The 23,792-nt window shown below is 34.6% G+C and carries 23 protein-coding genes and 1 riboswitch; of the genes, 18 read left to right on the forward strand and 5 right to left on the reverse strand.

The window, feature by feature from the left end:
- The first annotated feature begins 192 nt into the window (after window positions 1-192).
- The 9 genes from LOK41_RS11725 (at window position 193) to LOK41_RS11765 (ending at window position 8,985) form a co-directional block, all read left to right on the forward strand.
- The gene (locus LOK41_RS11725) at window positions 193-918 is read left to right on the forward strand and encodes an ABC transporter ATP-binding protein (RefSeq protein WP_241816602.1); all 726 of its coding nucleotides are present in this window, start codon (window positions 193-195) and stop codon (window positions 916-918) included.
- Window positions 911-2,566: a putative ABC transporter permease subunit gene (locus LOK41_RS11730; protein ID WP_241816603.1), complete on the forward strand. Its 1,656-nt coding sequence runs from the start codon at window positions 911-913 to the stop codon at window positions 2,564-2,566. Before LOK41_RS11725 ends, LOK41_RS11730 begins: the two co-directional genes overlap by 8 nt.
- Before the next feature lie 61 nt (window positions 2,567-2,627).
- Window positions 2,628-3,386: an SDR family oxidoreductase gene (locus LOK41_RS11735; protein ID WP_241816604.1), complete on the forward strand. Its 759-nt coding sequence runs from the start codon at window positions 2,628-2,630 to the stop codon at window positions 3,384-3,386.
- Between the two features lie 359 nt (window positions 3,387-3,745).
- Window positions 3,746-4,435 (forward strand): hypothetical protein, encoded by a 690-nt coding sequence (locus LOK41_RS11740; protein WP_241816605.1) that lies wholly within the window; start codon window positions 3,746-3,748, stop codon window positions 4,433-4,435.
- 126 nt (window positions 4,436-4,561) lie between these two features.
- Entirely contained in the window at window positions 4,562-5,524 is a 963-nt protein-coding gene (locus LOK41_RS11745; protein ID WP_241816606.1) for an aromatic ring-hydroxylating dioxygenase subunit alpha, read from the forward strand.
- Between the two features lie 265 nt (window positions 5,525-5,789).
- Entirely contained in the window at window positions 5,790-6,776 is a 987-nt protein-coding gene (locus tag LOK41_RS11750) for an NAD(P)-dependent alcohol dehydrogenase (RefSeq protein WP_241816607.1), read from the forward strand.
- 183 nt (window positions 6,777-6,959) lie between these two features.
- Window positions 6,960-7,451 carry a COG4315 family predicted lipoprotein gene (locus LOK41_RS11755; protein ID WP_241816608.1) on the forward strand — a complete coding sequence of 164 codons (492 nt, stop codon included), beginning with the start codon at window positions 6,960-6,962 and terminating at the stop codon, window positions 7,449-7,451.
- Between the two features lie 233 nt (window positions 7,452-7,684).
- On the forward strand, window positions 7,685-8,236 hold the full coding sequence (locus tag LOK41_RS11760; RefSeq protein WP_174102468.1) for an RNA polymerase sigma factor: 552 nt from the start codon (window positions 7,685-7,687) through the stop codon (window positions 8,234-8,236).
- A gap of 11 nt (window positions 8,237-8,247) precedes the next feature.
- Window positions 8,248-8,985: an anti-sigma factor gene (locus LOK41_RS11765; protein WP_241816609.1), complete on the forward strand. Its 738-nt coding sequence runs from the start codon at window positions 8,248-8,250 to the stop codon at window positions 8,983-8,985.
- 514 nt (window positions 8,986-9,499) lie between these two features.
- Here LOK41_RS11765 and LOK41_RS11770 read toward each other — a convergent pair.
- On the reverse strand, window positions 9,500-10,795 hold the full coding sequence (locus LOK41_RS11770) for a histidine--tRNA ligase (protein WP_241816610.1): 1,296 nt from the start codon (window positions 10,793-10,795) through the stop codon (window positions 9,500-9,502).
- Between the two features lie 442 nt (window positions 10,796-11,237).
- Here LOK41_RS11770 and ybaK point away from each other — a divergent pair, with 442 nt between their 5' ends.
- On the forward strand, window positions 11,238-11,711 hold the full coding sequence (gene ybaK, locus LOK41_RS11775; RefSeq protein ID WP_241816611.1) for a Cys-tRNA(Pro) deacylase: 474 nt from the start codon (window positions 11,238-11,240) through the stop codon (window positions 11,709-11,711).
- Between the two features lie 161 nt (window positions 11,712-11,872).
- On the opposite strand, the gene LOK41_RS11780 is transcribed toward ybaK, so the two are convergent.
- The 3 genes from LOK41_RS11780 to LOK41_RS11790 form a co-directional block, all read right to left on the reverse strand.
- Window positions 11,873-12,787 (reverse strand): class I SAM-dependent methyltransferase, encoded by a 915-nt coding sequence (locus LOK41_RS11780; RefSeq protein ID WP_174102472.1) that lies wholly within the window; start codon window positions 12,785-12,787, stop codon window positions 11,873-11,875.
- Window positions 12,788-13,013: 226 nt separating this feature from the next.
- Entirely contained in the window at window positions 13,014-13,208 is a 195-nt protein-coding gene (locus LOK41_RS11785) for a hypothetical protein (protein ID WP_241816612.1), read from the reverse strand.
- Window positions 13,209-13,781: 573 nt separating this feature from the next.
- Window positions 13,782-14,684: a mechanosensitive ion channel family protein gene (locus LOK41_RS11790; RefSeq protein WP_241816613.1), complete on the reverse strand. Its 903-nt coding sequence runs from the start codon at window positions 14,682-14,684 to the stop codon at window positions 13,782-13,784.
- A gap of 449 nt (window positions 14,685-15,133) precedes the next feature.
- Between LOK41_RS11790 and rraA the strand changes: the two genes are divergently transcribed.
- From rraA to LOK41_RS11825, 7 genes are all read left to right on the forward strand, one after another.
- The gene (gene rraA / locus LOK41_RS11795; RefSeq protein ID WP_241816614.1) at window positions 15,134-15,613 is read left to right on the forward strand and encodes a ribonuclease E activity regulator RraA; all 480 of its coding nucleotides are present in this window, start codon (window positions 15,134-15,136) and stop codon (window positions 15,611-15,613) included.
- A 365-nt stretch (window positions 15,614-15,978) separates the two neighbouring features.
- Entirely contained in the window at window positions 15,979-17,799 is a 1,821-nt protein-coding gene (locus LOK41_RS11800) for a DUF4430 domain-containing protein (protein ID WP_241816615.1), read from the forward strand.
- A 54-nt stretch (window positions 17,800-17,853) separates the two neighbouring features.
- The gene (locus tag LOK41_RS11805; protein ID WP_241816616.1) at window positions 17,854-18,690 is read left to right on the forward strand and encodes a DUF4430 domain-containing protein; all 837 of its coding nucleotides are present in this window, start codon (window positions 17,854-17,856) and stop codon (window positions 18,688-18,690) included.
- Between the two features lie 22 nt (window positions 18,691-18,712).
- Window positions 18,713-19,591: an energy-coupling factor transporter transmembrane component T gene (locus LOK41_RS11810; RefSeq protein WP_241816617.1), complete on the forward strand. Its 879-nt coding sequence runs from the start codon at window positions 18,713-18,715 to the stop codon at window positions 19,589-19,591.
- The gene (locus LOK41_RS11815) at window positions 19,564-21,225 is read left to right on the forward strand and encodes an ABC transporter ATP-binding protein (RefSeq protein WP_241816618.1); all 1,662 of its coding nucleotides are present in this window, start codon (window positions 19,564-19,566) and stop codon (window positions 21,223-21,225) included. Before LOK41_RS11810 ends, LOK41_RS11815 begins: the two co-directional genes overlap by 28 nt.
- A complete protein-coding gene (locus LOK41_RS11820; protein ID WP_241816619.1) occupies window positions 21,198-21,917 on the forward strand; it encodes an ECF transporter S component in 720 nt (239 codons plus the stop codon). The genes LOK41_RS11815 and LOK41_RS11820 overlap by 28 nt, the downstream gene beginning before the upstream one ends.
- Window positions 21,918-22,133: 216 nt before the next feature.
- Window positions 22,134-22,856, forward strand: a complete 723-nt coding sequence (locus tag LOK41_RS11825) for a YwiC-like family protein (protein ID WP_241816620.1) — start codon at window positions 22,134-22,136, stop codon at window positions 22,854-22,856.
- Between the two features lie 34 nt (window positions 22,857-22,890).
- Here LOK41_RS11825 and LOK41_RS11830 read toward each other — a convergent pair whose 3' ends face one another.
- Window positions 22,891-23,082, reverse strand: coding sequence for a hypothetical protein (locus LOK41_RS11830; RefSeq protein WP_241816621.1), 192 nt, complete (start codon window positions 23,080-23,082; stop codon window positions 22,891-22,893).
- Window positions 23,083-23,204: 122 nt separating this feature from the next.
- Window positions 23,205-23,303: riboswitch (SAM riboswitch) on the forward strand.
- A 102-nt stretch (window positions 23,304-23,405) separates the two neighbouring features.
- Between LOK41_RS11830 and LOK41_RS11835 the strand changes: the two genes are divergently transcribed.
- Window positions 23,406-23,666, forward strand: coding sequence for a hypothetical protein (locus tag LOK41_RS11835; protein ID WP_241816622.1), 261 nt, complete (start codon window positions 23,406-23,408; stop codon window positions 23,664-23,666).
- The last annotated feature ends 126 nt before the right edge of the window (window positions 23,667-23,792 follow it).

Here is a 23,792-nt window from a genome sequence, read left to right on the forward strand (position 1 = left end):
ACGTAGAAGCGGTTTTAGCCAAATATTATGTGAAACGATTGGAAAATCAAAATGAATATGGACAATAACCTTTCTCAATAAACTGATACATTTTGTTGATCTGTTTAATCTGAAAAATACAAAAATCTAAAAATAGAATTATGCTATAATAGAGATATAATTTATTGGTAATTGAGGAAAGGATTGGATAAAATGATTGAGATTGTAAATGTATCAAAGAGTTATAATGGTTCGTCATATGCAGTAAAAGATTTAAGTTTAACAGTACCTAGTGGAGAGATATTTGGATTTTTAGGTCCAAATGGTGCTGGGAAATCGACAACGATTAAAATGGCAACAGGTATTCATGCGATAGATAAAGGAACAATTTCGATCAATGGAAAAGATGTGACAAAGGAACCTTTAGAAGCAAAGAAAACATTTGGGTATGTACCAGATAGTCCAGATATGTTTTTAAGATTAAAAGGAATCGAGTATTTAAACTTTATGGCGGATACGTATGAGGTTCCCAATGAAATTAGACAGGAGAAAATTCAATCGTTGACTAAGAGATTTGATCTCTATAATGCTTTGTCGGATCAAATTCAGAGTTATTCACACGGAATGAGACAGAAGATTATTATTATTGGTGTACTGCTGCATGATCCAGACGTATGGATTTTAGATGAACCAATGACAGGGCTTGATCCAAAGTCAGCGTTTATTTTAAAACAGATGATGAGAGAGCATGCAGATAAAGGGAAAACAGTATTTTTCTCAACACACGTGCTTGAAGTAGCTGAGAAATTATGTGATCGAGTTGCGATTATTAATAAGGGGAATTTACAGTTCCAAGGAAATTTAAATGAAATGAGAGATCATTTTAAATCCAATGAATCACTTGAGAAAATGTTCTTGGAGATGACTGGAAATGAATAAAATTTGGACATTAACAAAAGTATTATTGAAATTAAATTATGCCGATATCATAACGGATAAAAAGAAACGGTGGGCGTATGCATTTTCATTTTTAGCATTATTATTTGCTGGCTTTATATTTATCGGCCCAATTACATATGGAATGTACGCTGGAATGGAATCAATCGGACAAGAAACATCGATAATTGGAATGGGATTAGCTGTTGCGAGCATATGGGTATTTGTAATTAGTATTACGAACATTTTAACGGTATTTTATTATAATAATGATGTTGAAACTTTATTACCTTTACCACTGCAACCATCACAAATCATTACGGCGAAATTTATTACGGTATTAATTACACAATATGTGATGGGATCTTTCATTTTATTGCCAATCTTTATTGTATATGGTGTGCAAAGCGGTGCATTCATTACATACTATTTATATGTAGTATTCATTTATATATTTTTCCCGATTATCCCGCTAGTACTTGCATCACTTTTAATGACAGTTATTATGCGTTATACAAATATAGCTAAAAATAATGATCGTAGTAATATATTTATTGGAATATTAACCTTATTGTTTATCGTAGGTATTAATGTATTTATTCAATGGCGAAACAAAAGTGCAGTATCAGGGGATATGATGGCAAATTACTTTGCTGATAATCAATCGTCCCTCTTCGTTCAGATGACAAATTATTTTCCGACAACATACTTTGGAGCAATGGGATTAATAGAACATGCTTCTTGGAAAGGGATTATATATGTTGTCTTATTCGCGGTCATTTCTTTAGCATTTTTCGGATTATTTTTCTATGTTGCACAGCGTACATATTTAAAGGGAGTTATTGGTCTTTCAACGAGTACGGCAAAAAAAGAGGCTATCTCTGCAGAAAGATTTAAAAAATCAACTGTACAAAGTTCACACATAAAAGCTTATGTGAAAAAAGAGTTCAAAATTTTATTCCGAACACCACAATTTTTTATAAATTGTATCGTGCAAACTTTTGTGATGCCAATTATGTTATTCTTTATACTTTTCGTACAAGAGGGGAACTTAAAGTGGTTAACTAAGTTTATAAAAGAGCCAGAATGGTCTGGTTTAGCTCTTGGCATAGGTTTCTGTGCAGGTTTATTCTTAATGGGAAGTAATGTCATTGCCACAACGTCTTTTTCTAGGGATGGGAGTTCGTGGTTTGTCAATCGTTATTTACCAGTAAAGGCATCAGATATATTTTTTGCAAAAGTTTTCACAGCATGGCTTATTAATATAACAATTTTAGCTGTGTTTGGTCTTATCATGACAATCGTTGCTGGTGTGTCACCACTCTTTATGTTGCTATGGTTTTTATTAAGTGCAAATGGCCTTTGGTTGACAAACTTAATTGGTACACGTTGGGACGCTCAAACGGCGGATATACATTGGGATTCGGAGCAAAAGTTATTTAAAAGCAGGTACACAACTTTATGGAATTTCCTTGCAAATATTGCGATGGATTTAGTAATCGTAGCTGGAGTTGTTGGATTATACTTTTTCTTTGGAATCGGTATGTGGGGAATGTTTAGTATTCTATTAATCGCATTTATTATTATAAATGTAATTGTAACACGTAGTTTACAGTTAGGAGCAGAGCGCATTTTAGCGAATATTAAATAACATGATAAATCCTCTGCACGCATGCAGGGGATTTATTTTACTGGATAGGAGGAATAAACCAGTGGCGAAAATAGCAATTGTTACAGGTGCGACACGTTTAAATGGAATTGGCGCAGCGATTTGTAAGGCGCTTGCTCAAAAAGGCATCGATATTTTTTTCACCTACTGGCCTCGGTATGATAAGGCAATGCCATGGAGTATGAATGAGGAAGAACCATTTTTATTGAAAAGAGAAATTGAAAATTATGGCGTGCGTTGTGAAATGGCTGAGGTGAACTTATCGCAATCATATGCACCAAACCGGTTATTATATATGGCATCAGAACGATTGGGAGAGCCATCTATTCTCATTAACAATGCTGCATATTCCACTAATACAACTGTTGAGGAACTTGATGTAGAGCAACTTGATAAGCATTATACGGTAAATATGCGTGCTACGATGTTATTAAGTACGCTATTTATTAATCATTATTCACTTGAAACAAGTGGAAGTATTGTAAACCTTACATCTGGCCAATCATTAGGCCCAATGCCAAATGAACTTGCTTATATCGCAACGAAAGGGGCAATAGAAGCCTTTACTAAGTCAGTAGCACCTGTTGCTATGGAAAAAGGGATTACTGTAAATGCTGTTGACCCAGGTCCGACCAATACAGGGTGGATGACAGAGGAAATTCAATCGTATTTAATAACCAAATTTCCAGCGGGAAGAATAGGAGAGCCTGTGGATATAGCACGTCTCATACAATTTTTAGTAAGCGAGGAAGCAAGATGGGTGACGGGACAAGTCATTCATTCGAATGGTGGGTTTTATTAGCATTTTATAATTTTATTATGTAAACAAAATGTTGAGAAATAATATGAATTGAAAAATATTTATCCAATTGATTTTTATATAAAATTAATAGATTGTCAGTAAATAGCGGTTTTTGAGAGGAGAATATATTGTCATATAAAGCATACGGTACTTTATATGACAATATATTCTCCTTCCCTTATGTTAAGGAAGGTTGATCAGGTAGAAAAAACTCGAATAGTAAATGTTAACAATTGGACAAATAGCATATGAATATGAAGATTTCTGTCGGAAAGATGATAATTAGAACAAAAAGGGATTTTTATGGAGAAATAGAATCGTAAAGGGGAGGATAAAATTGTAAATATAGGAGGCTTTTTATGAAAATGAAAAAAATCACGATTGCATCACTAGCAATTGGTACAATGCTCTCCGTTACAGCTTGTAGTCCTTCCGCAGAAAAAGATCAAGCGAAAAAGGAACAAACGAACGCGCAGGAAGAAGCAAAAACAACGAATGCTGATGAAACATCTGCAACAAAAAACGGTGAGAAAGAAACAAGTACATCTACTAATGAAAAAACAGAGAAAGATCAAAAAAATTCTAAAGAATCGTCTGGAACGGAGAGCAATGCTAAATCTACAGAAAAAGAAACAAATGCTAAAACTAACGAGCAAACGACAAGTGGAAAAGCCTCCGAAAAAGAGACGAATACAAAAACGACAGAACAATCTACGAATGGAAAAACTACAACGAAAGATACAAATAAAAGCGCGGCTGTGAAAACAAATGTGAAAGCAGTTGCGCAGCTTATTGACAGTTTAGATAAACAATTAGCTGCAAATCCTAAGCTAGATACCGTGAATAAGCTAGGAAAGCAAATTAATGAAAAATGGGATGTAATCGAAAAAGAATTAGAAGCGACTCATCCAACTGATTATAAAACGATTGGACAAAGTATGTACCCTTTAATTGTCGCAGCTGAAAAAGAAAAAATAGATATGAAACGAATAAAATCGTTAACGACGAAAACGAAGCAAGATTTAAATCAATTATTAAACAAACTTTGAGGACAAAATAGAATGTTTTATGGAAAAGGAGAAACAATATAGGTTTCTTCTTTTATTTGTGTCTATTAAAACTTGAATGTACATACAATGTGAAAATACTAGTTTTAGGGTGATGGGGAGGTACATATGGATGATAATATAAATCGTATGTTCCCGTGTACTTGGTATGCTATCTGTTTTTCAAAGGATGTTACGAGTCGGCCGATAAAGAAAAAAATAATAGGAAGGGATTTGGTTTTATTTCGAAATAAAGATGGGAATATACAAGCAATAGCGGCTTATTGTCCGCACCGAGGGGCAGATTTATCTCTAGGTTCCATTAGAAAAGGGAGAGTAACATGTGCATACCATGGATGGGAGTTCGATGAAGGAGGTACTTGTGTATGCATTCCATCTCAGCCCTCGAAGCCGATACCGAAATTTGCACACACGAAGTCTTATCCTGTAATTGAAAGAGCTGGACTGATTTGGATATATCCAGACTGTCAGGTAAGTGATGAGGAATTACCGGTATTGGAACTATTTGAAGAAGTTGAAGATACAAGTTTTGTATTTTCGCTTTATAAAGCAAATTGGAATGCTCACTTTACAAGAGTTGTAGAAAGTGTACTTGATGTTGTCCATTTAAGCTTTGTTCATAAGAATACAATTGGGAAAGGCACGAACCCTGAGTTAGAAGAATTGCAAATTGAAGGTGATTTAGAGGCCTTTTCCTTGAAAAATGGTGAGGCCTATTTATGTTATAAGTTTCCTCAGCAATGGCTGTTAAAACCGTTAGAAGGAGTAAACAAGAAGTTTATTAATTTTGTTACTTTTACACCGATAGATGAAGAAGAAACAATGATTTTTGGATTAGCAGGAAGAAACTTTGCGAAAAAAATGCCGTTCCTACATACAATTTTTAGCCGGTATAGTTTGAAAGTTCTTCAAGAAGATCAAGTGGTAGTAGAAAGTCAGCATCCAAGGCCCATTCCAGAAGCTTTAAAAATGGAGGCACATGTATACGCAGATGCAGCTCAAATTAAGTTTCGGCAGAGATGGTTTCAGTTTTTAACAAGTGAAGAAAGAACATGCTATTTAGATAAATAAGTAAATCATAATTACGTTATGTAAACTTCACTGGCGATTATAGGCAAAAAACTGTGTATAAAAAAGTGACCCACCTTTTTAGCAAGCCACTCTCTTTTGAGGTACTCGCATTGCAAAAAGTATATATAAAAACAAGTATAAAGGCAGTGGATTTCGCAAGTACAATCACACTGCTTTTAGTATTTTGTTGAAGAGTGAACCATTGTTCTATTTATTCGTGTTATTCGTATGATATTAATAAATAGAACAAATTGGAGGAAGATGAATGAAAGCAATTGTGTACACAAAGTACGGTTCCCCCGACGTTCTTCAACTGAAAGAGGTAGAGAAACCTGTTCCTAAGAACAATGAAATACTGGTCAAAATAAAAGCAACAACTGTAACAGCAGGAGATATTCGGTTACGGAGTTTTACGGTTCCTCGTTCTGTTTGGCTACCTGCTCGAATCACACTTGGTTTAAGTCAACCTAAAAAACAAATATTAGGAATGGAGTTAGCTGGAGAAGTTGAGTCAGTAGGGAAAGAGGTCAAGCGGTTTAAGGAAGGGGACCAAGTTTTTGCGGCTACCCAAGTGGGTTTTGGTTCTTATGCCGAGTATATTTGTCTGCCTGAAGATGGAGCAGTCTCTATTAAGCCCTCTAATATAACCTATGAGGAAGCTGCCGCTATTCCAATTGGAGCATGTACAGCCCTGTTTTTTCTTACAAAAGCTAACGTTCAGAGCGATCAAAATATTCTTGTATATGGAGCTTCTGGAAGTGTAGGAAGTTATGCAGTACAGATTTCCAAGTATTTTGGAGCAAAAGTTACAGGGGTTTGCAGTAGCGCAAATTTAGAATTGGTAAAATCTCTGGGAGCCGACAAGGTAATCGATTACACTACAAAAGATTTTTCTACTACAGATGAAACTTATGATGTTATTTTTGAAGCGGTAAACAAGAGCTCGTTTTCAGACTGTATCAAGTTGTTAAAGAAGGATGGTACCTATATAAATGTCGTTGAACCGTTGCCAAGTGTGCGAATGCTATGGACTAAAGTGACAAGCAGCAAGAAGCTAATATTAGGTCAAAATTCATCTGAAACTTCCGAAGCATTAGACTTCCTTAAAGATCTTGTTGAGACAGGGAAGGTAAAAGCGGTCATTGACAGGTGCTATGCATTGGAGGAGATTGTGGAAGCCCATAGATATGTTGAGAAAGGACACAAGAAGGGAAATGTCGTCATAAATGTAGAATCTCACAACAAATCATAATATATGAAGAATGCTCCGGGGTGAATAACAATTTTTTGTATAAGAAAAAGTCATAAATTGATAGAGTTAAAAAAAGATGTAAGCAGAGGGAGAGGCTTGCATCTTTTTTTATTTTTTATCAAACCAATCAAACCTTTCTATCGTTACCTTAAATATAAATGAAAAATTGAAGGAGGAGTCAGTATGAAAGCATGGCAATGTATTGTGTCCATATTAGCGAGCCTTTTTTTATTAACAGCGTGTAATAGCGATAAGAAAGAAGATGCTCAAAGTAAGAAAACGAGTGGAGAAAACGTGAGTGAAGTTATTAGTGATAAAAACGAATCTCCTAGTTTACAATTATTGGAGAATGATAAAGTTGGAAAATACTTAGCAGATTCAAACGGAAAGACACTTTATTATTTTGCAAAAGACACATCTAAGGTAAGTAATTGTAGTGGTGACTGTGTAAAACTTTGGCCGCCATTTGTTGCGAAAGATTTTGAAGTGCCAAAAGGATTTGATATAAAAGATTTTGCTACGATAACAAGAGAAGATACGAAAGAACAACAAGTAACGTATAAAGGCTACCCTCTTTACTATTTTGCTAATGATAAATCAAAAGGAGATATAAATGGACAAGGGGTTAAAGATATATGGTTTGTACTGAATAGTGAAACTACATTTAAACAGTGATGGAAAGCACGCCGAATAGGGCGCATGCCAGCAGTTATCCACCATCAATCTTCTTCGCTTTTCTCTGAACCTTGAGGTGAGGGTCTTACTGCCCGCGAATAGTGGGGTGAATATTCTGTTAAAAGGAGCGATCAACGTTGTTGGTGGTTCCTATTTTTCTATTTGAATTATATAATTAAATTAATTCCGAATTATCAGAAATAAACGAAAAACACTAGGGAGTGCAGGTGAGAATGAAAGAAAAAAATGATTATGAGTTAATGCAATTAGTAAAAGGAAACTATCGTCCTGCATTAGAAGAACTCTATGAACGATATATTAAGTTGATATATAGCTTCACTTTTAAATTTTTCCAAGGAAATGAAGACAGAACAAAAGAAGTTGTTCAATTAATTTTCTTGAAACTTTGGACAACTAAAAGTATGTATAATCCTTCAAAAGGTGATTTTGTAAATTGGCTACTTACTATTACGAGAAATATATGTATTGATTATGTCCGAAAAGAAAATAAAGAACTTACGTATAGAAACTTTCATAATGTTTATGATTCTGAAAAACATATGCATATAGCAGATTCAGAAAATCAAATCGAGAAAAGGCTGCACAGTGTTGAAATTCAAAAGGCAAAGCAAAATTTGTCTACGTCTCAAAAAAGATTAATCGACTTGCTATATTGGAAAGGTTATTCCCTTAGTGAGATTGCTAAAATGGAAGATGAACCATTGGGAACCACTAAAAGTCGTCTTCATCAATCTTTAAAGCGATTAAAAAAATATCTAGAATAGAGGGGGATAGTATGGAGAGAGAATGTGAGCATTTACTATCTTACGTTACGAATACATTTGATGATAGAGAACAAAGAAAGTTTCAAGAACATTTAAAGATATGCCCCAAATGTCAAACTGAGTATTCATCAATGCAGGCAGCTTGGGAAGCACTACATTTCGATTTTGAGGAGAAAGAAGTACCAGCAACATTAAAAGCTGAAGTGTTTGATTTTATATTTGTTCACGAACAAACGAATAGAGATAACATAGTAACAGCGAAATTGAAAGAATGGACGGTTTTATTAAAAAAACAATTTACACCGTTGGCAACGGTATTACTAGGAACAATGTTAGTGATTACAGTAGCATTAACAATCGAAAATTCACAATTAAAAATACAATCTTTAGCTAAGCATGAATTAAGCAGTGATCCAATTAAAGTAATTTCTACTCATCCATTAGTATCAATCGATCAAAACCATGAAAATACAAAGGGTTATGTATTTGTTATGCAACAAGGAGATAAGAAAAAATTAGTTGTACAAGCTGATCATTTGCCACAAGTAAAAAATTCAGAAGTGTATCAAGTTTGGTTATTAAAAGATGGAGAAAGAAAAAACGCTGGAATATTTAAACCTGATGAAACTGGTTCAGGACTTCTGACATATGAAATTTCACAAAAACAGTCCTTTGATAACATTGGTATTACACTTGAACCAGATTCGAATAGTACGAAACCTCTTGGTAAAAAAGTACTAGGGACTTAAAACAGATGTTACGGTGAATTCGATTTTCTTATTTCAGCAGGGGGAGTTACTCTTAGAAAATAAATGAATTAACATCGTATGGTAAATACTATGTTTTTAAATGTTTATTAATCAGTGGTTTACTTCTCGTATGATGGATGATTATACATTTGTTCCCCATATACCTTTTGATTCTGATAAAAGACTTATTTTTGGCGTTTAGTCTATGTCAAACATTAAAAGTTATTGAACTACCCCCACCTTCACTTCGTTTAGAGGAGGGGGGCTTCTCGGTTAAAATGATAAAGTTTCTCGAACCGACTTTTTCAGAATTAAGGTTTTTCGGCAGCTGCTAAACAGTATGGCATTTATACATGTGATTAAACTCTCTGATAACACAAAAAACATTGATATAACAATAAAAAGGCAGAGCGAATTCATGTGCGAATTGCTCTGCTAATATACTTACTTTTATATGTGTTTTTATAGTTGCGGGTACTTCAAAAGAGAACGGTTTACCCTTTTAATGGGCAACTTATTTTAAATAGTCCTTTAAAGTCCTATCTTCAATGCAAGATAGAGGGAGTTTTATTTCAGTACCTTCCTTCATATTACGTAAAACAATGGTTCCCGTAGAGATTTCATTTTCGCCAATTATAAGCACGTAAGGAATGTTCTCTTTATTTGCGTAATTAAGAGCTCGCTTTAATTTACGGCCGGCAAGTTCAAGTTCAATCCTCATTGCGCTATTAGAACGTAATTGCTCTGCTATTTGTAAACATTTCGTTTCTGTTCCAATCGGAATAATGAAAATATCGGCAAAAGTAGATTTCGTTTCTTTTTGCGCAAGAGCTGTATAAATAACATCTAAGCCAAAGGATATACCTACTGTTGGATAGGTGGTATTATCCTTACGAAAGGCTCCAATTATATTATCATAACGTCCACCACTACCAATACTTGAAGTGATACTTCCATCTGCTAAAAAGATTTCATAGACTGTACCTGTATACATGGTAAGCCCTCTTGCTAAGAATGGATTGAAAGTGGTATTGTTTTGAATACCAAGTGCAAGAAGGTATTGCTGTAATTGCCTTAGTTCATTGATTCCATCCATAACAAGTGAACTTGAGAAAGTTTGACTAAATGCATCTAGTTCTAATGCGATACAAGATTCAACGGTATTACAAATAACCTCTACAGTGTCATTTATGATTCCGCGGCTTTGTAAATCCTTTCGTATACCATCAATCCCAATCTTTTCAAGTTTATCTAATGATAAAATAACATCGTGTGTTTGTTCATCTGGAATTTCAATAGATTTAAGAATACCTGTTAATAACTTACGATTATTATATTGAATGGTAACATCTAAGTTTAAAGTTTTGAAAAGATCAAAGGCCATAGCCATTAATTCAGCTTCAGCAATAACAGATTCTACACCGACGATATCAACATCGCATTGAATAAATTCACGGAACCTTCCTTGTTTTATTGGTCCATCACGAAAGACTTTTCCGATTTCATAGCGTTTAAAAGGAAGGCGAATTTCCGGATTCATTGCTACTACTTTTGCAAATGGGATTGTTAAATCATACCGAAGTGCGAGTTCGCGATTTCCTTGATCACGTAGTGTATACATTTCTTTTAAAATTTCAGCACCGCCGCCATATTTGTAGGCCATAAGTTCATACATATTTAAAGTAGGGGTTTCAAGTGGTTTACAGCCATATCGTTCAAAAGTTTCTTCACAAGCACGTTTAATTTTATTGCGTAACAACTGTTCCTCTGGTAAATAATCTTTCGTTCCTTTTACATTTCTTACATCCATTTGAGTCACTCCCTTTTAAAATAAAAAAAGCTATGCAGGTATAAAAATACCCACATAGCTATATGAATGTTTCGTGGGTAACAGGAAAAGCCCTGTACCCACGAAGAAAAAATTCTTCGGATACACGGCGTTATGTATGATGATGAAGTTGGAAAGAAGTATTAAAATTAAACATGAATGATCTCTCCTTAAGTTTTTTCAAAATTATAACAAATGATTTTTGAAATATCAATGTTTTTCGAAAATAAAAATATAATTAACGGATGAATGAAGCATAACGTATATAAATAGTGTGAGCGAAAGGATATGTTTGTCATTTCTTGTGAAAAAATACGAAAGTAAGATACAATATTTATGTATTTGAAATTATACTTTTAACATCTTCGTCTCAATTCCTATATGAAATTGTACATATAAATTTATTGCAGGAGGATTTATCACAATGGAGTACAAAACGAATGTCATGCGGTTATTAGATAAGAAAAAAATCAATTATAAGCACTATAGTTATGTAGACACTGATGCGATTAGTGGAATAGATGTTGCGTTAGTATTGGGACAATCTCCCGATCAAGTATTTAAAACATTAGTAACCATGGGGAAATCAGGACAGCACTATGTTTTTGTTGTACCTGTAAACAAAGAATTAGATTTGAAAAAAGCAGCTGCTAGCGTTCGGGAAAAATCGGTAAGTATGCTGAAATCAAAAGATTTACTTTCGCTTACTGGTTATATTCATGGAGGGTGCTCACCAATTGGAATGAAAAAATCTTTTCAAACTGTCATTGATAAAAGTGCTACTGCATTTGAAACCATCATTTTTAGTGCAGGGAAGATAGGATATCAAGTTGAGTTGGGATTAGAAGACTTGAAAAAAATCATTCGTTTTGACGTACAGGATATTGTAGTAGAGTAGAATACTATTTTAAAGATAAGAATGAGAAAAAAGAGCCAAATGGCTCTTTTTTCTCATTCTGTTATTCTTCTATTCAATAGCAATGCAAATCATTCATTGTATCCAATAGGTTATTTCTATGACGTTTAGCTACTATTTTTAAGAGAAAATCAGTTGAAGTTTTATTTTTTTACAGCATGAATATAATGAATGGTTTCAAAAGCAGATAAGTAATCGTTTCGATTCTGAAAATAAAGTTCATGAATTTGAGCAGGTGATAGGTGTTCGTAAATCAATAAACCGGATTTCTCTAACATCTTCTCGATTTCCAAGTAAGAAAAACATGATTTCATTGGTTCTCCGCTTAGTGAAGCCATTTTTACCATGTTTTCAACTCTATTAGAGATTCCTTTCTCCTCAAAGAGTTTTTCGTCTGCATAATCAAAAACGATGGAACTACCTGTTGGTACCTTAGAAAATAAAAAATCTATCAAGCTTGAAATTTCCTCTTTCGTTAAATAATAAGAAACACCTAAAAAACTAAAGAACGTTTTTTTGTTATCAAATCCTTTATCTATTAGATCTTGATAGGAAAACGTTTTGGTGAAGTCCATAGAAACGAAATGAAGATTACTTGGGATTTTTAAATTAGCCTCATCCAATCTTTTCTTTTTAAATTCCTGTGTAGCAGGGTGATCAATTTCGAATATTTCTAAGCTGTTTTCCAATTCTGGATGTCGGAAACTAAAAGTGTCTAATCCAGCGCCAAGTACGACATATTGTTGTAATCCTAATGTTATCTCATTAAGTAATACTTTCTCGCAATACGCAGCACGTGATAAGGCAATTGGAGAAAGTTGGACTTGTGTAATCCATTTTAAAATTTCTTCTGTATTTCCCTCGAATTTTTGTGCAATATCTTTGTTGAAGAAATGTATGCCTTGAACCATATTCTCTTTGATGTCATTGAATTCTTTATCTGAAATTAAGTCTTTAGCAATATAATCATTAAAGATTTTAGGGGTATCAAATTGACTATGATAGGATCTGCCGAAAGCTGATATTAACGAAGTTACACTTGACTCACCTTTCTTCATACAAACACACTCCTTCACTTTAAAACAAAAAAATAGGATTCCCCTGGCCAGGAGAATCCTATTATATAACTTAAATTAATAAAAGTAAATTATAGCACAAATAAAATTATTTGTCAAGTTAATAAGGAACTATTTATTACATTCTTTTGTTAGATATCTAAAATCGATATAAACATTTAAAGTGAAGTCCAAGTCGCCTAGAGTCATTGTGTAGTAACTCGTACCATTAACAATCTGTTAATGATTGTACTTCAGTTGAATATCTTTTATAGTCTGGATATTCCGTGAGGGTTCGGCGCTCTGGCTTAAGTAATTGATTAATGAAAGATATATTTTTTATTTCTTTGTTATAACGTGAAAAAAATGAAACTTTAACTTTTGAATTAGGAGGAACAGTGAAGACTAAAGGTCTTTTTGGCATGCAAAACAACTCCTAAAATATATTATTTGGCAATTCTATATTTTATCCCGCTATTTGCGGGCAGTAAGACCCCTACATCAAGATTCAAAGATTGGTGGGGGATGAAGAAAATTTCCATTGATGGAAGTTTCACTTTACATTAAAAGTGTATCCATTCATACAATATTCAATTTTTATGAAGTTGGTTATGTATTAGCCTTTATGTGAACAAATGCAATACAAAAGAGCAGCTAGCAAACGCTAACTGCTCAGCCCCAGGGAAAGGGAGAAAAGATTGTAGGTACTACAAAATTTGATTAAAGCTGTTCACCAGCCTTTATATAGTATGTACAGAATTTGAAATATTATACAGGAGGGGAAGGAGCTATTGTTGCTTTAAAATAAAGTTTAATCAAATTGATACTAATAACCCTCATAAACGATTATAGAAAAGAACGTGTTTTGAGAAAAGATTGATCAAAACACGCTCTTAATATTTTAGTTAGTTCATTCTTTTATAAAAAAGTTTGATCATTTCTTATCTATGTCGCTCCACAATCGCGCCTCATGAACTGACCTAGGATCTCCAATTAGCTAGTTTTCTTTACCTACTTGGTGAAAGCTGTCTTCAGGAATCTCCTGTAATTTTTCAGTATGAACGAACATGTTCGCTGTTGGCATTTGTACTTGATTCTTATGGAATATAGACATTAGTTCAAACCTTACTTGCCTGGAAGTTTCAAAATACTCTTCAGGTTTAACCAAGCCTACAATACAAAATTCGTACCCAACATATTTAAGGTTTGGATTTAAGTCTGTAATACCAATATATTGAAATGGTTCAACAGCCTCATCCTCTACCCTATATAGGCTTTGATCCAATTTTTCATTGCAGATAACACTTACTTTTTCTAACAATTCCTTTATTCTTGTAGGATCTTCTTGATAACCTACCGTAATTCGTTCAATAACTCGCATCCTGCCTTTATTAAAATTTTGTATCGTTCTAATCTCTCCATGTGGGATGGTAAGGAGTTTTCCCGACCATTCACGAATTTGCATAAAGCGAATACTGATTTCCTCAATGGTACCTGAACTTGTTCCGTTGAAAGTAACAAAATCGCCGACACGAAACTCTTTGTCCGTTAATCTTGCGAACCCTAATATAACATCTTTTAGTAGCTGTTGTGCAGCAAAACCGATGACAACTCCGGCAATCCCTGCACCTGCAAGAATACCTTTTATATCTACAAATTGACTGATTAGATAAATAACAAGGCTAATCATAATTCCATACCTGAAAATTGATCGAATTACACTTTGAATCGTCTGTTCTACTTCTTCATCAAAAAAACTTGACTTCCTAAAGAACCAATCAATAATACGGTTTATGACAAAGGAACAGGTCATGAGAACCAAAGCAAATAGTGTAAATCTTAAAAGTAAAAACTTCCTTATATAATTAAAAAATTCCTCAGTAAAAGTTAAAAAATCCATCTATCCACTTCCTTAAAAATGAAAATTTCATGCAAAGCTGATTTATTATAAATACTTTTTAAACATTTTGAAATTTATTCCAGAATCATCTGTTATCTTGACCTTAAATATTGTTTCCTCAACTATGTATTTTGATTTTTATTCCCAGTTCATCTTCAACAATATGGCCCTTTAACGGAACAACGTATTGTCACTTAACAGTTCCTTAATCGATCGTTCCATTCCAGATGTTCTTTTCCTTTTTAATATAAATACACCCCTTTAGATAATGATAATCTAAAGGGGTAAAGTGGTGCAATTTTTTTTAAAAGGTATAACTTTATTCAAAACGGTACGACTTTATTTCAAATCCACAGCTATAGTATATAGAATTTCGCAATATTAGACAGGTAAAACATAAAATGACAAGAATATGTAACATATATTGAAAAACGAAAAGAGGGAGAAAAATGTGGAAAACAACAGATCTTTGTGATGCTTTTGAAAAGGAGGTGCAAGTATGTCAGCCCTTGTTTCAGTCGTACGGTATGAAAGAACAATTTTATGGGAAGATTGCGACGGTTAAAGTGAAAGATGATAATGTGTTAGTAAAGGAAGCGCTGCAAACTTTACCGGAAGGAACTGTATTAGTAGTTGATGGAGAGGCTTCGACAAACTGTGCGTTACTCGGAGACAACTTAGCAAATATAGCAAAAGAACGGAATTTAGCAGGTATTATTATACATGGATATGTTCGCGATTCTAAGGAACTACGAAACATAGATATTGGTATTTTCGCATTAGGTACAATGCCGAAGAGAAGTATAAAGGAAGGAAAAGGAGAAACGGCAATTCCATTACAATTTGGAGGAATTGAGTGGGTTCCAAATCATTACGTGTACGCTGATGAAGATGGCATTATTGTATGTGAAAAGTGTATTCATGACTAACATACTTATATAGCATATAATAATCTATTATTCTTAGAAAATAAATCCGATAAAGCATAGACAAAATCTCGTGTCAATAGTAAAATAATACAGAAATTTATAATTTGATGAATGTATAGGTATGTCGTTTATACGATAACTTTAAAAGGAAATTGGTGAAAATGAAATGGATTCGCCGCTCATAGTGAATGTTATCACAATAATAAATTCATACGCTACATGATCTTTCCTATACAAATACAACCGCTATCTAAGCGGATAGGAGGTGTTGTGCATTTTGATTCGCACTCACAGTAGAGTGCTATTGCACGCCCTTGAAGGGCCTTTTTTTATGTATATGTAAGCAAAGGGAGGAATAAGTGAGAATGGCAATGATAAAAAAATGGCTGCTTATGTCGATAATGGCAGTTGCATTAGTATTTGTTTCATTCACAAATACTGTACATATTACGTTTGCTGAAGGGAAAACAGCAACACTTGCGGTCATTGGGGAATCGCAAAAAGGAGCTATTTTATGTCCGGAAGAAGTGTCAATTGAAGATGGGGAAACAGCCTATAGTTTGTTACAAAAAGTTATGGGGACGAAAGTAACAGCTGAGAATACGAAATATGGTATCTATGTTAAAGGTATTGATGGTTTAATGGCTGGTGATACAAGTGGATGGACATATGATGTAAATGATAAAGCTGCCATGGTAGGGGCAGATAGTTATACATTAGAATCTGGAGATGTTGTTGCATTTCGTTTTGTTGTAGATTGGAACAACATGAGTACAGAAACATTGCAACAGGTGCTCGATAAGATTGGAACTTGTAAAAAAGATCCAGATACAACTAACCCAGAAGAACAAAAACCAGAAGAGCAAAAGCCTGAGGAACAAAAGCCAGATGGCCAAAAGCCTGAGGAGCAAAAACCAGAAGAGCAAAAGCCTGAGGAACAAAAACCAGAAGAGCAAAAGCCTGAAGAGCAAAAAACAGAAGAGCAAAAGCCGGATGGCCAAAAGCCTAATGAGTTGAAAGAACCAATCAAAAATGGATTATTAATGAAACAATTAGATCAAGCGATTGCTAAAACATCACAAAAGATGATGGAAAATGGAATCGATAGTGATTGGGTAGCCATTGCACTTGCTCGTTCAGGATATAATATTCCAACGGAAACAAAAATTAGTTATTTACAATCTTTAACACAAACAGTGGAAAAGCGTGTGAATCGATTTACTGCGACAGATATAGCAAGAACAATTTTAGCAGTGTCAGCAGTGAATGGGAATCCAACGAATGTTGCAGGGAAAAATTTAGTACAAGAATTGTACCAATCTGAAAAACTAAATTCTGTTACTGGCTATACATTTGCTTTACTTGCACTTGATACGAAAAAATACGAAGTGCCAGCTGGAGCGAGATGGAATCGTGCTGCTTTAGTAAAAGAGATTTTAAATGCGCAGCATACAGATGGTGGCTGGACGTATAGTGTTGGAAGCGGTAAAGAAGAAGCAAGTAATATTGATGTAACAGGTATGGTTTTATCAGCATTAGCGCCATATCAAAAACAACCAGAGGTAAAACGAGCTTTAGACAAAGCAGTGCAGTATTTAGCAAATCAACAATTAAGCACTGGCGGATTTGAAGCTGATGGTCAAGAAAATGCTAACAGTGTTGCGCAAGCGATTATTGGACTTGCTATTACAGGAATCGATCCAACTGGTGAAGCGTTCACTAAAAATCATGTAAATGCAGTTCGCAATTTACTGTCATATCAACTTCCAAATGGCGAATTTAAATGGTTACCAAGCGATGAAGAGGGTAATGGTATGGCTACTGAACAAGCATTTTTAGCGCTTGTTCAATATAAGGCATTTGTAGATGGAAAAGGCTCTATATATGATTGGACAAATCCATTGACTGGAAATGATAAAACTTCAGTTGAAGAGCCGAAAAACCCTGTAGTAAATGAACCAAAGGTGATTGAAAAGCAAGAAGTGATTCAAAAACCGCAGGAACAAACACATGATGAGAACTCTCGTGTTGTTACGAAAAATAAAACAGTAAATAATGAAAAAACTGCAATGAATCGTCAGTTACCAAAAACAGGAGCATCTGCTTCGGACAATGCTATGCCAGTAGGAATGGGCGTATTATGTATCGCTTCAGCATATGTTTTATGGAGACGAAAAGCAGCTTAAATAAAATTAGGAGCAATGATTTGCTCCTAATTTTATTAGGAAGGTGAGGAAAACATGAGTATGATGAAGTGGTTACTCTCATTTGTTCTCTCATTTGGAGTGCTTGTTGGATGTAGTCAAAATGAATCAAAACCTGAGCAACAAGTGGTATCAAAGCAAACAGAACAAAAAGATAAGGAAAAACAAGAAGAAATAAAAGAAGAAAGTAAACAGGAAGAATCGCAAGAACCAGTTGCTAAGCAAAAGCAACTAGAAGAGCAAGAGCAGCCAAAAGATGATCAAGAACAAAAACAGCAAGAACAACCTGAAGTAAAACAAGAAGAGAAAAAAGACCAAGAACCACCTGCTCAGCAAAAAGCGCCGGAACAACCAAAAACACAGCAAGAAAACGCTGAGGTAAAGAAAGCGCCAGAAGCAAAGACAGAAGAAAAACCAGAAGTAAAAGAAGAGGCTAAAGTTGTTAATCAGCCGAAAGAAACGCCAAAGCAAGAATATCCAAAAGATCCAGAGCCTAAAAAGTCTGATACACAACCTAAACCGAACCCGGTACCGCCGCCAGATCCAGTGCCACCAGTACCACCAAAACCAGAGGAAAAACAAGTTACTATTTCTGTACGTGGTGATCAAGGGTATTTATCTAGTGCAAAGAAAGTTGATGTGAAAGATGGAGATACAGTGTTTGATATATTAACAAGTACAGGTTTAGAGGTTGATTCAACTGGATCCGGAAATAGTAAATATGTAAAAGGAATCAATGACTTATATGAATTTGACAAAGGGCCAAAAAGCGGATGGAAATATCGTGTAAATGGTGCTTTTCCAAACCGAAGTGCAGGTACATATAAAGTCAAGCCAGGAGATACTATTGAATGGGTATATGTATCAAATTAGGGAAGGACTTTAGGTAAAGGTTATGAAAATTATCTTTTCTTCTTTACATCCTTTTGTGAATTTTTTCTATTATATTGGGGTGATGATACTCTGTATGGTGTGTCTTCACCCTCTTTTTTTAAGTGGTGCTATTATTATGATGGTGCTATTGAACGTTATGCAAGGAAATTGCGAGAGAATAAGAAGAATGTTGCCAAGTATGTTCATTTTCTTTTTGATGGTTATCGTGCTAAATCCTTTGCTAACACATAGGGGAGCCACTACATTATTTCGCTTAGGAGATAATCGAATCACATTAGAAGCGTGCATGTATGGACTCATCATGGGGTTATCGTTACTTGCTATTATGTTCACATTCACTTCTTATAATGATATTATTTCAAGTCATAAATTTTTGTACTTGTTTTCACGGGTTTCACCGAAAGTTGCGCTATTGACAATGATCACGGTACGTTTTGTTCCTTTATTTATCCGGCGTTTAAGACAAATTACACTTGTTCAAAAAACAAAAGGTGTTCAATTAGATTCAGGCCCATTCATCGGGAGAATCAAAAATGGAATGAAACTTTTGCAGGTGTTACTTGTTTGTTCTTTAGAAGATGCATTACAAACGGCAGATTCCATGCAAGCGCGTGGGTTTGGAGTGACAAAGCGTAGTACGTATATACGGTATCGCATGGGGAAACAAGATTGGTATATACTTGCGTCTTTAGTGGTTTTATTACTAAGCAGTTTTGTGCTCAATTATTACGGCGCTGGCAAATTATCAATCTATCCAAGAGTGGAATCACTTGTATTTCAGCAATATGATGGAATACTATTCGTTTCATTTTTACTATTTATTAGTTTACCAATCATAATGGAAGGGAGGGAATGGTTATGGTGGCGCATGCAGAAATAAAAGACTTAGCTTTTACGTATGCAGATGAAAATGTACAAGCATTAACAGATGTTTCTTTAACGGTTTCTCAAGGTGAATTTATTGTGCTAGCTGGACGTTCAGGATGTGGCAAGACAACGCTTTTGAAACATTTTAAGAAAGAGTTACTTCCGATTGGAAAGCGCACAGGGAGTATGTATTATAATGGAGCTTCTTTACTCGAGATGCCTGATTTATTGTCAGCACAAGAAGTCGGAATGGTATTTCAAAACCCGGAAAATCAACTTGTTATGGATACGGTTATTCAAGAATTGGCATTTTCTCTTGAGAATGTTGGTCTAGAAACAAAAGTCATCCAAAAGAGAATTGCTGAGTTAATTAGCTTTTTAGGATTTCAAGATTTATTAAACCAGTCTGTTCACACATTATCAGGGGGACAAAAACAACTTGTTAATTTAGCGGCAGTTCTTGTGCTGCAGCCTAAATTGTTACTGCTAGATGAACCGACAGCGCAGCTTGATCCAATTGCAGCAAAAGATTTTTTAGGATTATTGAAACGGATTAACGAAGAACTTGGGATTACCATTATCATGAGTGAACATCGTTTAGATGAAGTCATTCCATTAGCAACTCGCGTTGTGTTTATGGATGCAGGGAGAATTATGTATGATGGAATCCCGCAACATGTTATATCGAAAATGTGGGCATTAGAAGAATCTCGATCGTTTATCCCTCAAATTCCAAGGTTGTTTTTAGAATGGGATATAGAGAAAATTCCATTTACGGTAAGGGAGGCACAAACACAAATTCATTCCGAGTTACCGATCGAACATGAAGTACCGGCTATATCACAGGCAGAAACAAAAGCAGTGATTTTACAAGCGAAACATATATCTTTTCAATATGAAAAAAATAGTCCGTTTATTTTGCAAGATTTAACGCTAGCAATTGAACAAGGCAAGTGGACTGCGCTTGTTGGAAAAAATGGTACAGGAAAATCAACACTTTTAACTATATTAGCAGGACTAAACAAAGCTAGAAGAGGAAAGGTGCGGTGGAACGGAACGGAAATTCATAAAATGAAGTCCAAGGAACGATTTGAAAAAATCGGATTTGTATCACAACATCCCTATTATCATTTTACATTTGAGACGGTGTGGGATGAAGTGTTTGAAAGAGCAAATGAATTATATGGTGATAGAGGGAAAGAAATTACAGAAGAGATGTTAAACCGATTTTGGCTGTATTCCATTCGCGATCGTCATCCACATGATTGTAGCGGGGGAGAACAACAGTTAATCGCACTATGCACAGCCTTGTTATCTAAGCCCCAATTATTATTATTAGATGAACCAACAAAAGGGCTGGATCCAGAGAAAAAGGAAGGATTAGGCGAACTGTTTCAAGCGTTACAAAAGGAAGGAACAACAATTGTGATGGCCACACATGACATTGAATTTGCAGCGAAATATGTGGATCATTGTATGATGTTATTTGATGGGAAAGTCATTATGGATGATGCGCCAAAGAAATTTTTTAGTGATAATTTCTTTTATACAACATCTATTAATCGTTTTATTCGCAAGCAATTACCTTATGCATTAACGTGGGAGGATGTGTATCAAGCGTGTCCAAACGATATGTTGCTCTCATAACGCTTATTTTTCTTCTTGTAATAAGTACACTTCTGTTTACTTCCTTTGTAACAGATGAATATTTTATTTGGTGTAGTTTATTTTTATTGTTCATTATTATGTTACCTTTTTATATACGATTTGAAAGGAAAGCATTTGTTTCACGTGAAATCGTTATTGTAGCTGTTTTAGCAGCCATAGCAGCAGTGAGTCGTGTACCATTTTCTCTTATGCCGAGTGTACAACCAACTTCTTTTATTATTATTGTATCTGCAATTGTGTTTGGGAGTGAGACAGGATTTATGATTGGTGCAACGGCAGCACTTGTATCTAATATATTTTTAGGACAAGGGCCTTGGACACCTTGGCAAATGTTTTCTTGGGGAATGATAGGTTTTACAGCTGGTTTACTACGAAATACATTTATTATGAGAAAGTTATGGGGAAGAGTCATCTATGGGTTCATAGCCGGTTTTGTTTTTGGCTGGATTATGAATTTGTGGGGGATACTTGGCTTTTTAGAAGGATTAACATGGAAAGACTTTATGGCATACTACGCTGCAAGTTTTTACTTTGATTTCGCTCATGCGCTTTCAAATGTAATTTTTCTTGTTTTGTTTAGCTCATCATGGATCCGAATTCTTATGAGATTTAAAAAGAAATATGGAATTTTAGATGATAACGAGCTATTATATCAAGGAAACAAAGCATAAGCATATATCATAAAGCATAAGAATATAACGTAGGATCGCGACTTACATATTCGTTTGCCTCTTTCATGCTTCTTACCATTGGTGAGAAGCATTTTTTTATAATGATACTTTGGTTTAGAAAATGTCAAAAAATTGTTTTAATATATTCAACTTTTGGATGGAACTTTTTATATAATAGGAAATGAGAAAGGTTTTCAAAGAGGAGATGTAATATTCATGAAGCTAGTTATTCCGAAGCAGCATGGTGCATGGGGAATGCTGCTGATCCCATTTTTACTTAGTGTGCTACTTGGTAAACCTACATACTACCACATTCCACTCTTTATCGCTTGGTTATTTATCTATTTAGCAACGTATCCATTTTTAATGTACATGAAGAAAACACGAAAGAAAGAATTTTCACATGCAGCAATTATTTATTTTGTTATTGCATGTGTTTTCGGGATTGTATCTTTACTATATGAATGGAAAATTCTTTTATTCACGGTTACAATGATTCCACTCTTTATCGTAAATATATACTTTGCCCGTCAAAAAAAGGAACGAGCATTAGTAAATGATATTTGTGCCATACTTGTTTTCTGCATTGGTGGCTTGATTAGTTATTATTTTTCGATGAAGACAATTGATGGGACAGCATGGTGGATTGCGGTTATTTCTTTCCTTTATTTCTTAGGTAGTACATTTTATGTGAAAACAATGATACGTGAAAAGAATAATCCTACTTACCGCTATGTTTCATGGGGATATCATATTTTCTTAATCATTGCTTCTTTCGTAGTAAATCCATGGCTGTCTCTTGTATTTATACCGAGCCTAGTTCGTGCAATCGTATTGTATGGTAAAAAGATATCTATATTAAAAGTTGGAGTTTTAGAAATCGTTAATTCTGTATATTTTTTAATTGTGACGGCAATACTGTTGCAGTATGCCATTTGAGGTATTGCCCATCTAGAAAAGAGATGGGCGATATTTATTTTTGTTCTAAAATATCAACCGTGTGATTACATTTTTGTAATGCATCTTCCACAGCTTGTAGAGATTGTTCGATTCGCTCTCGATTATCACTTTTTTCGACTGTTTGTAATGCATGTTCTAAACAATTCTTTGCTTCTTGCAACGAATGGAATGAATCTTGAACGTATCCGCGGGCATTTTTATCCATCATAAATTCCTCCTTTTGTACATACAATGTTAGTATGGGCGTAAGGAAAGAAAATATAACTTATTGTATATTGTTTGACAATTATAATAAAAGTAGTTATAGTAAGATATATAGTGAATATTTTCTTATCCAGAGAGGTGGAGGGACTGGCCCGATGAAACCCAGCAACCGCGATGCAGGTGCTAATTCCAGCAGAACATATTTGTTCTGGGAGATAAGACGAAGATATATACGTAACTTCTTCTTATCGAAGAGGTTTTTTTATTGCAAAAAAACCGATTCCAAAGACAACATAATAAGAAGAAAGGGGTTGCAATTGTACTGTGACACTCGAAAAATACGTAAAGCTGCGTAATGCAGTATATGAATATATGATGGAACAAGATAAACCAATATCACTATTAGATATTCAAGAACATATCGTTTCGCATCATGAAGGAAAATTCACGAAAAAAATGTTACACCAATTTTATTTATCAAGGCTATTAGACGAACTGAAACTGGATGGGAAAATTACTTTAGCTAATGATGAATACCACTATGCTGAGAAAAGGGTATTCTATGAGGCGAGAAAAGGGAGCTAGGCTCTCTTTTTTTATGTTATAATTTGTTTGAAAATTCGAATTGTATGTAGAGTAAAAGACTGCCAAAGCAGCCTGATACAAGGGAATGGTGTTGAGTGTGTAGTGTCAAAAGTTGAATATGCCCTG

Origin of the sequence: Bacillus sp. TL12 (assembly GCF_022625245.1) — a bacterium.
Lineage (GTDB): Bacteria > Bacillota > Bacilli > Bacillales > Bacillaceae_G > Bacillus_A.